The organism is Ruminiclostridium papyrosolvens C7 (genome assembly GCF_000421965.1).
GTDB lineage: Bacteria > Bacillota > Clostridia > Acetivibrionales > DSM-1351 > Ruminiclostridium > Ruminiclostridium papyrosolvens_A.
The window spans coordinates 39,152-48,227 of the sequence record NZ_ATAY01000039.1 but is presented as its reverse complement, the minus strand read 5'-3'; the positions used below and the strand labels follow the sequence as shown (position 1 = coordinate 48,227).

The window sequence follows — 9,076 nt, the reverse complement described above, 5'->3', positions numbered from 1 at the left end:
CTACTTCATCTATATCCTCACAACTGCGGCTAACAGATTTGCTTGTCATTACCTGTGAGATAAACCTCTGCTTCTGTTCAACTATTTGCCAGAGGTACCCATCAAACGTATCCTTTGTAACGTATCTGAATATCTCTACTTCCTCGTTTTCATTTCCCTGCCTTAGTATTCTTCCATCACGCTGTTCTATATCTGCAGGCCTCCAGGGACAATCCAGGTGATGAAGTGCAACAAGCTTGTTTTGTATGTTTGTCTCGGTTCCCATTTTTGAGGTTGAACCCAGGATTATTCTTTTCTCTCCTGTATGCATTGCAGAGAACATGGATTCTTTCTGCTTCTTTGTTTTGGCATCATGTATTATGCATATTTCATCTTCCGGAATCCCCAGGCTGACAAGTTTATTTTTCTGTAGGAACTGCTGCATTATGAACATTTCGGTCATCGAATTGCTTACCGGTGTCCCTGTTGCGAAGATAACATTTCGTCCGTTGTTTTCTGAAATTATATAGTCGCATTTCATTTGCATATCCAGTACCTTTTTTGCGGAGTTTCCTGATATCCCGGCAACGTTTCTCATCTTGGTAAATACACCGCCATTTTTATAATGGTGGGCTTCATCAACAAACAAGCAGTCAACCCCAAGCTGTTCAAAGGTTAATACATCATCCTTGGGGGCATCTGCCAACTGTTCCAACTTAGCTTCAAGGTTAAACTTCATTTTCTCCATCTGCTTTATTGTCCATTTGTCGCCGTTTTGTTGCTTACATTCAGAGACAAAATCAACTATTTCTTCTATGGTGTTCTCTATAATCTGGCTTTGCAGTTCCACCGACACCGGTATTCTCTCAAACTGGCTCTGGCCTATGATTATTGCATCATAATCACCTGTTGCTATTCTTGCCAGAAATCTTTTTCTATTTGCCGTTTCAAAATCCTTTTCAGTGGCTACCAAAATGTTGGCAGCCGGATATAGTTTTAAGAAGTCTGCTCCTTGCTGTTCTGTCAAATGGTTAGGCAGCACAAACATAGCTTTTTTGATTATATTAAGCCTTTTCATTTCCATGCAGGCAGCTTGCATGGTGAACGTCTTGCCTGCTCCCACAACATGTGCCAGGAGAGTATTACCTCCGTATAGTATTCGGGCTACGGCATTTTTTTGATGTTCTCGAAGTTTTATGTAAGGACTCATGCCGGGGAATTTCAGGTGTGAACCATCGTATTCCCTTAACCTGATGTTGTTAAAGTTGGTATTGTAGAAGTCAACGTATTTGTTCCTTCTGTCCGGGTCTTTAAATATCCAGTCTTTGAATTCTTCTTTTATAGCATCCTGCTTTGCCCTGGCTGCTATTGTTTCATTTTTGTTTACAACATATTTTACTTTTCCATCTATATCTTCTACCCTGTCCTTAACTACAACACTTCTCAAATTAAGAGTGTCTTCTATAATGCTGTAGGCATCGACCCTTTTGGTTCCATATTCCTGTGTTGCCTTCATGCTATTCCATTGGAGAGATTTATTATGTATTGTCCAAGAACTTGAAAAGGAATTGTAAGTTGTATATATTCCAAAGTCGGGTTTACTCTCATTCTTTTTGTGGAATTCGGGAACCTTTAATAACTCATAAATGAATTGGTCTATATCCCCTGTTTTAATCCAGGTAGTTCCGAGCTTCACATCTATTTCAGACGCATCCAAATCTACAGGCTGAACGCACTCAAGTGCTTTAACATTTATCTGATAATCCGGATTATCCTTGGCATAATATAAAGCGGTTTTTAACTTATAGCGTACATCCCCTCACAGGTATTCGTCTGCTGTTTCATATCTTTTTTTCTCAGGATTAAGGAATATAAGCCCTTGAAGTTCACTAATAATCTTGTCTATATCAGCTTTATATATAGACGACATATAATCCAGATCAACTTTTCCTTTTTCGGAAAGAGATGCTGCAAGAGAATCAGTCGCAGTGCTAACTTGAGTAATTATCTCGTATGGTCTGATTGTCTGTTTGTAGAATATATCTGCCAGCGACTTTACATTACCCTTTTCATCAGTAACTTCGAGGGAAGATAATAAAGGCAAATCCGAATCCTTTTGAAAGGCCCTTAGATTTGCCGTGCTGCTTAATATTCCGTACTTCCCGGTAAATGTATTATATGATTTTAATAATCTCTCCTGATACGGTTTAAGCTCTTCCTGAGTACAACCTTCTGTCTGAATTTCTATAACCTTTCTTAATATTTCTCTTACCTCACACATACCCCTGACACGTTGAAAAGTTTTTTCAGGAAGTATTACTTTAACCATTTTGGAATTTTCTCTATAGTAGATGTTTTCATCCTTTAATACATATGTATAATTTTTGACGTCCGGCTCTGCAGGAAGATATTCTTCTTCCTGATTTTTTTTTCCGGTATCAATAATTTCTATCCTGGCATGTAGTTTTTCGACTGCTCTGTCAAGAGCTTCAACTAAATTAAAATTGTCCTCTGCAACAAGGCTTGTATATTTTCCGTCGCTTCCAAACATCCTGTTGTCAAATATCATTTTCCCAAGAAGCATATCAGGATTATCCAAATAATACTGATTTACAGGTACTCCGTCATCAGTCTGTCCAAGTCCCGTCCAAACCGGTTCTTGATCCAAAATAATTGCATGTTCACGTTTCTGAAGAAAAATAATGTCTGTTGTTACATCTGTATTTGCTATCTGCCTGAAGGCATTGTTTGGAAGCCTTATTGCTCCTATTAGTTCGGCACGTTCCGCCAGGTATCTCCTGAAAGAACCGTTTGCCTTATCCATTGTTCCCTTGCTGGTTATATATGCAATAATTCCACCGGGACGAACCTTGTCCAAGGTCTTTGCAAAGAAATAATCATGTATGTTAAGGTTAAGCTTGTGATATCTTTTATCATGCAGCTTATAGTCTCCAAAAGGCACATTACCTACTGCAATATCAAAGAAATTATCTGAATAGTCTGTATCTTCAAACCCTTGAATCCTTATATCAGCCTTTTGGTATAGCTGCTTTGATATTCTTCCGGATATGCCGTCTAGTTCTACACCGTATAACTTTGATTTATCAGAAATGTCTTCAGGAATTAAGGAATAAAATAAGCCGGTACCCATAGACGGCTCAAGGATGTTTCCTCCTTTAAAACCAAACCTTTTAAGAGCTTTGTATATAGCTTTGATTACTTGGGGTTCTGTATAGTGGGCATTGGGCGTTGATGCTCTGGCACTGCTATATTCTTCCCCTGTAAGGAGTTCTTTCAATTCCTTGTACTCATTTTCCCATCCTTTGGCTTCTAGATTGAATGCCTGGGATAACCCTCCCCACCCGGTATATCGGGTAAGTATGCTCTGTTCCTGACTTGTTGCAAGGCGGTTTGCCTTTTCGATATGCTTTAGTAGCTTAATTGCTTCAACATTGGCTTTATATTTTGTCTTTTGACCACCCATCCCTATTTCATCAGAAGAATTGAAAATGTAATTTATCCTATATCCTTTGTTGGTCTTAAACTTCTCAGGTTCCTCATTCTCAAACAATTCTAGAAGCGATTGCTGTTTTTGGGGCAAAAAATTAGAGCCACCATTTTCTGATGACTCTTTATCTTTACCGCTGTTATTTTCTTTTATCTCGGAACTCTGACTACTTCCTTCATCACTATCTCCTGAGCCGTTTCCCTGATCCAGTTGTTGTAACTGGCCAACTCGGTAAAGTTCTCCGTTTGAGGTGCCGGATGCACCTTCTTCAACTCTTGTTGAATCTTGTCCATCATTTCCAATGCCTGATTGTCTATCTGATAAATTGTGCTGAACCAGGTACCCTGTATTTTCAGTTCCTGCACTCTCTTCGGATGATTTTGCACCAAGTATTTCACTGCCTCCGCTGCGAATATTCCTTCCGGTATCTTGTCCAGTTCCTGATTCTCGTCCGGTGCTATTATAGGGTATAATATCCCATCTGCTCCCTCCCGGTACTCCGCTTTGGAGATCGGTTCCTGTTTCTTTATTGTTTCCGTGTCTTTGTTCATGGCTTCCTGTATTTCCTCCGGTGTCCCCGGACATTCCACCAATCCAATTCCCTCTATGTATTTGGTTCGCATTTTTACTTATCTCCTTATTTTCATATATTCGTGCCGGTTTTTCCAAAAGTCTTAAAACCTGTTTGCTAATTTCACATATTATCGAAGAGTACTCAGTTGCTTGTCCAACGTCAAGCTGTTTCAAAATATCCTCAAAATGAAATTTTCCTTCGTTATCAAATTTAAGCCTGCTGAATACAGAATAAACAACGCTATCTTGCACAAAGCAATTGAAGTATTCTCCCGGGTACTCGTGTTTTTCTAAAAACTCAGTACAAAGACTTTCTACAAAGCCCTCAAACTCCCTTTCTTTTTCTACACCTAAATATTCCATAACGTAGTTTTGAGCAGCATCTGATTTTATGGTGTAGCTGTTGATTCTATTTGTATAGTTACCGTGTGTATCTGAAATATCAAATAAATACCGTACACCTTTATTATCAGAGTCAAAAACCTTAATCGCTCTGCTGCCACGATTTATCCATCTTCCTACTCTTTTATTCCATGTATCCATGTCTGCAACAATAGTTGCATCGGGTCTTTGATTATAAATAAGGACAGTATCGTAAAAACCATACTTGAATAACTGTCCTGAGAAACCTAGAAACTTTTTCCACTCGCTGTCATTCCTCGTAATCTGCTTCATAGTTTCATTAAACATTGTTTTGAAACTAGGCATTTTCCTAAAATCCTTTCCGTATTAATTATATAAATTTATGAAGTCTGATAAGAAATGACTTTTTTCTTACTGAATCTCTTGGTCATATATCTCCGAGTCTTCCTCGATAACCTCTGGTTCAATAAACCTGGGATCATTCCTGTAAATCCTTGCTTCAATATCAGGAATTATGTTTTCTATTTTTTCTTTAATTTGCTTATATATTTTGTAGCTGCCATCAGCGTTAATTTCATTATCTTCAAGCTTTACGATTCCGCTATATATAGCCATCATTTCAGTCTCACTTAACAGCTTGCTTTTTCTCAGAATTCCTGACCTGACGCCAAAATTCTCCTTTGCACCTGTATAGTTATCACTAAAATAATTTCCTGAGTGAACGCCCAATCCTCCATTATCTTTTTCCCATGTGACATATTGATAGCTATTAACCCTGTGCATGGAAGTATTTATACTTTCTGATTCACATGCAGCAAGAATAACGTTATTGTATTCAGCTAAAACCTTATAATGCTCTAACCCTTCAACTTGCATTGGATCAGCTCTGGCAAAAATCCTTTCCTGTTCCTGAATGTTATTCATAAGATCACGGATTGAATCGATTTCCTCCTGATCAGAAGCATGGTGGTATGTAATCGTACCTTCAATACAATTGATATCACACAAATCTCTGCCATCTTTGGTTACACATATTTTTTCAGTATCCCAATTACCCTCCTTTCCGCTTGTATTAACTGAGGTAACACCATAGCCCATCATTCTTAATCTGTAAATCAGCTTTGTGGATATGGCTTGCCAAATCGCAATATTATCACCTTTATCCATCCGGAATTCCTCCTTTATAAAATAAATATAAAATAAAAAAATAACCAGAAATTCGGTTATTTTAAGGTTTATCTTTAATCATAATATACCAATATACATTTATACAATGTACCAAAAGGCACCCTTACAGATATAGGTGTATCTGTACCTGTAGGGTACATTTTGATGATTATAGACAGTTAGTTTATAAACTTCCTCCATACTATTCATTTGATTTACCATTGATCTATTCTCTTGTCAATTCACTTTTTCCTATTATTAATTTCCATATTATCAACCCCCGATAAATTCTATTCAATTTATCTTGATTGCCTTGGTATCACGATGATATAATGAAACGGAAAAAAATAGAATAAATAAATATATTTCTTAAAAATGTAAAGTCATTTCATATATGCCATATTAATTTGTAATCCACTCCTGCGGAGAGTAATTAAGCCTGTTTCACATATTTCTGTGTGCGGAGTACCAGGACACACACAGTGAAATATAAATCATGCAAGGAATAACCGGAATTTATAAATGAATCAAAGGTTATACACTGCTATATCATATGGAGAGGAGGCAAACCAAAGCTCATTTCTGTTTGACCGGTGTGTGCGGTATCGTTCACATCTGATTTCCAATTATTTAACCTTATACTAAAAGGAGGATTATCATGTTTAGAAACATCAATAAAAGAATTCTTGCTTTTGTTATTGTTGTTGCAATATTAATGTCTTTCATTCCAACAATCACTTTTGCAGCAGAACCAGAGGGCTCTCATCTGATTACAAGCCAGGCTGAAAAGCCTTCAACTGCCGGTGCCCTTCAAATTCTTGATAAAAACGGAGTTAAAACATTATGTAACAAAGACGGGAACCCTATACAGCTTCGTGGTATGTGTACCCACGGCCTTCAGTGGTATCCTGAAATAATTAACACTAATGCCTTTGCAGCACTCTCCAAGGACTGGGGAAGCAATGTAATCCGTCTGGCAATGTACGTTGCTGAAGGCGGATATTCAAAAGACCCTGAAATTATTAAGAAAAGAGTAATTGACGGAATTGATCTAGCCATTGCCAATGATATGTACGCTATGGTGGATTGGCATGTACTTACTCCGGGTGACCCAAATGCAGACATATATAAGGGTGCAATGGATTTCTTCAAGGAAATATCCGCAAAATATCCCAATGATCCGCATATAATATATGAACTGGCTAATGAGCCCAGCCCCAACGATCCCGGTGTTACAAACGATGCGGCAGGTTGGGCAAAAGTAAAGAGTTACGCAGAACCCATAATAAAAATGCTCCGTGACAGCGGTAATAAGAATCTTGTGATCGTTGGAAGTCCAAACTGGAGCCAGCGTCCTGATTTGGCCGCAGACAACCCCATTAATGATAACAATACGATTTATACCATTCATTTCTATAGCGGTACACATAAAACCTCGCCAGACAGTACAGACAGAGGAAATATAATGAGTAATGCAAGGTACGCTCTTGAGCATGGTGTAGCAGTTTTTTGCTCAGAATGGGGATCCAGCGAAGCAAGCGGAAACAACGGACCTTACTTGAAAGAAGCAGATGAATGGCTTGAATTCCTCAATGCAAACAATATCAGCTGGTGTAACTGGTCTCTGACAAATAAGAATGAAACATCAGGATCGTTTATACCTTTCATATCCGGCAAATCAGATGCCACAAGCCTGGACCCCGGAGATGATCAGGTTTGGTCACCAAAAGAGCTGAGTGTATCCGGCGAATATGCCCGTGCCAGAATAAAAGGTATAAAATATGAACCTATTGATCGTGCTGAAAAAGAAGAGTTTACTACAAATGTATGGGATTTCAATGATGGAACGACTCAAGGTTTCGGCATAAACGGTGACAGTCCGGTTAAAGCTGACAGTATCACTCTTGCAAATGAAAAAAATGCTCTTAAAATCACCGGCTTAAATACCAGCAAGGATCTTTCCGAAGGAAACTACTGGGCAAACGTTCGTCTTTCAGCTGATGGTTCAAGCAATAAACCGAACATTCTCGGTGCAGAAAAACTTACAATGGATGTTATTGCAGCTGCTCCTGCCACGGTATCAATAGCAGCCATACCACAGAGTTCAACCCATGGTTGGGCGAATCCTACACGTGCCATTGCGGTGAAGCCTGCTGACTTTGTAAAACAGGCAGATGGTACATATAAAGCCGTATTGACAATAACACCTGCTGATTCACCGAATTTTGATTCTATAGCAAAAGACAGCAAAAATAGTACAATGACTAACATAATTCTGTTTGTTGGTGCTGATACAAATGTTATTTCACTTGACAATATAACTGTATCGGGAAACCGTGCTGTCGTAGAAGCACCTGTTGAGCATGCTCCTGTAGGAAAGGCAACACTTCCTTCAAACTTTGAAGATTCAACCCGTCAGGGATGGGCCTGGGATGCTACCTCAGGAGTTCAGAGTGCCTTGACAATAAAAGCTGCGAACGGATCAAAAGCTATTTCCTGGGAAGTTAAATACCCTGAAGTCAAGCCCGTAGACGGATGGGCTTCAGCACCACGTATCATGCTTGGTGGTATAAACACAACCCGTGGGAATAACAAGTATCTTGCTTTTGATTTGTATCTTAAGCCGACACAGGCGAGCAAAGGCTCTCTCTCAGTAAATCTGGCTTTTGCTCCACCAAGCCTTGGTTATTGGGCACAGGCATCGGTTAATTTCGATATACCTTTAACAAGCCTGAGCAAAATGAAAAAAAACAAAGATGGGTTGTACCACTTCCAGGTAAAATATGATTTGGATAAAATAAATGATGGAAAAGTACTTACTGCTGATACTGTCCTCCGTGATATCACCCTCGTTGTTGCGGACGGTAACAGTGACTTTGCCGGTACGATGTACCTGGATAATGTCAGGTTCGAAAATGACAGCAAAAGTGAACTTAATAATGCCATTCAGATGTTGGTATCAAAAGGTATCATCAAGAGCTCTGATGTTAAAAAAATCAACTTGAATAAGAGCATTTCAAGAGGCGAGTTTTTGATGTGGCTTGTTAAGACTTTAGATTTGAGTGCAAAATATCGTTCAAATTTCAGTGATGTTCATAAGAAAGACAGCTACTTTAATTCACTGGGTATTGCCAAAGCACTTGGTATTACTAACGGTATCGGACATAATAAATTCAATCCTAATAAGGCAATAAGCAGAGAGGATATGTTGGTATTTACCTTTAAAGCTCTGAAATTAGTAAATAAAAATTTGGTTAAAGGTAATGCTGACGATCTGAAACAGTTTACTGATGCTTCAAAGGTTTCAAGGAATACTGTTGAAAGTGTAGCCACTATCGTAAAGAACGGATTTTATTCAGGTGATGCAAAGAAACTGAATCTAAAAGCGTCTGTTCCAAAAGCTGAGACTGCGTTAATGCTTTATAAAATATACACTAGTTTACATAAATAGAAATATTGGATTAAATCACCTATCAAAAAAGATCT

At 38.5% G+C, this 9,076-nt stretch carries 5 protein-coding genes; 1 reads left to right on the top strand and 4 read right to left on the bottom strand.

Annotation, left to right across the window (positions count from 1 at the left end; all coding sequences use genetic code 11):
* From L323_RS41710 to L323_RS32715, 4 genes are all read right to left on the bottom strand, one after another.
* The coding region (locus L323_RS41710; protein WP_242835293.1) for a DEAD/DEAH box helicase family protein at positions 1-1,675 on the bottom strand (1,675 nt) is incomplete at its 3' end.
* A gap of 123 nt (positions 1,676-1,798) precedes the next feature.
* Positions 1,799-3,130, bottom strand: coding sequence for an Eco57I restriction-modification methylase domain-containing protein (locus L323_RS42085; RefSeq protein WP_431602531.1), 1,332 nt, complete (start codon positions 3,128-3,130; stop codon positions 1,799-1,801).
* Positions 3,131-3,636: 506 nt separating this feature from the next.
* Positions 3,637-4,038 carry a TnpV protein gene (locus tag L323_RS42080; protein WP_431602530.1) on the bottom strand — a complete coding sequence of 134 codons (402 nt, stop codon included), beginning with the start codon at positions 4,036-4,038 and terminating at the stop codon, positions 3,637-3,639.
* Positions 4,039-4,834: 796 nt separating this feature from the next.
* Positions 4,835-5,590, bottom strand: a complete 756-nt coding sequence (locus L323_RS32715) for a hypothetical protein (protein WP_020815884.1) — start codon at positions 5,588-5,590, stop codon at positions 4,835-4,837.
* 658 nt (positions 5,591-6,248) lie between these two features.
* Between L323_RS32715 and L323_RS32710 the strand changes: the two genes are divergently transcribed.
* On the top strand, positions 6,249-9,041 hold the full coding sequence (locus L323_RS32710) for a carbohydrate-binding domain-containing protein (RefSeq protein WP_020815883.1): 2,793 nt from the start codon (positions 6,249-6,251) through the stop codon (positions 9,039-9,041).
* Positions 9,042-9,076 lie beyond the last annotated feature (35 nt).

Bases quoted from the DNA above. Each gene is read 5' to 3' on its own strand.
- L323_RS42085 (WP_431602531.1), bottom strand. From the start codon at position 3,130: ATGGGTACCGGCTTATTTTATTCCTTAATTCCTGAAGACATTTCTGAT.
- L323_RS32710 (WP_020815883.1), top strand. From the start codon at position 6,249: ATGTTTAGAAACATCAATAAAAGAATTCTTGCTTTTGTTATTGTTGTT.
- L323_RS32715 (WP_020815884.1), bottom strand. From the start codon at position 5,590: ATGGATAAAGGTGATAATATTGCGATTTGGCAAGCCATATCCACAAAG.
- L323_RS42080 (WP_431602530.1), bottom strand. From the start codon at position 4,038: ATGAACAAAGACACGGAAACAATAAAGAAACAGGAACCGATCTCCAAA.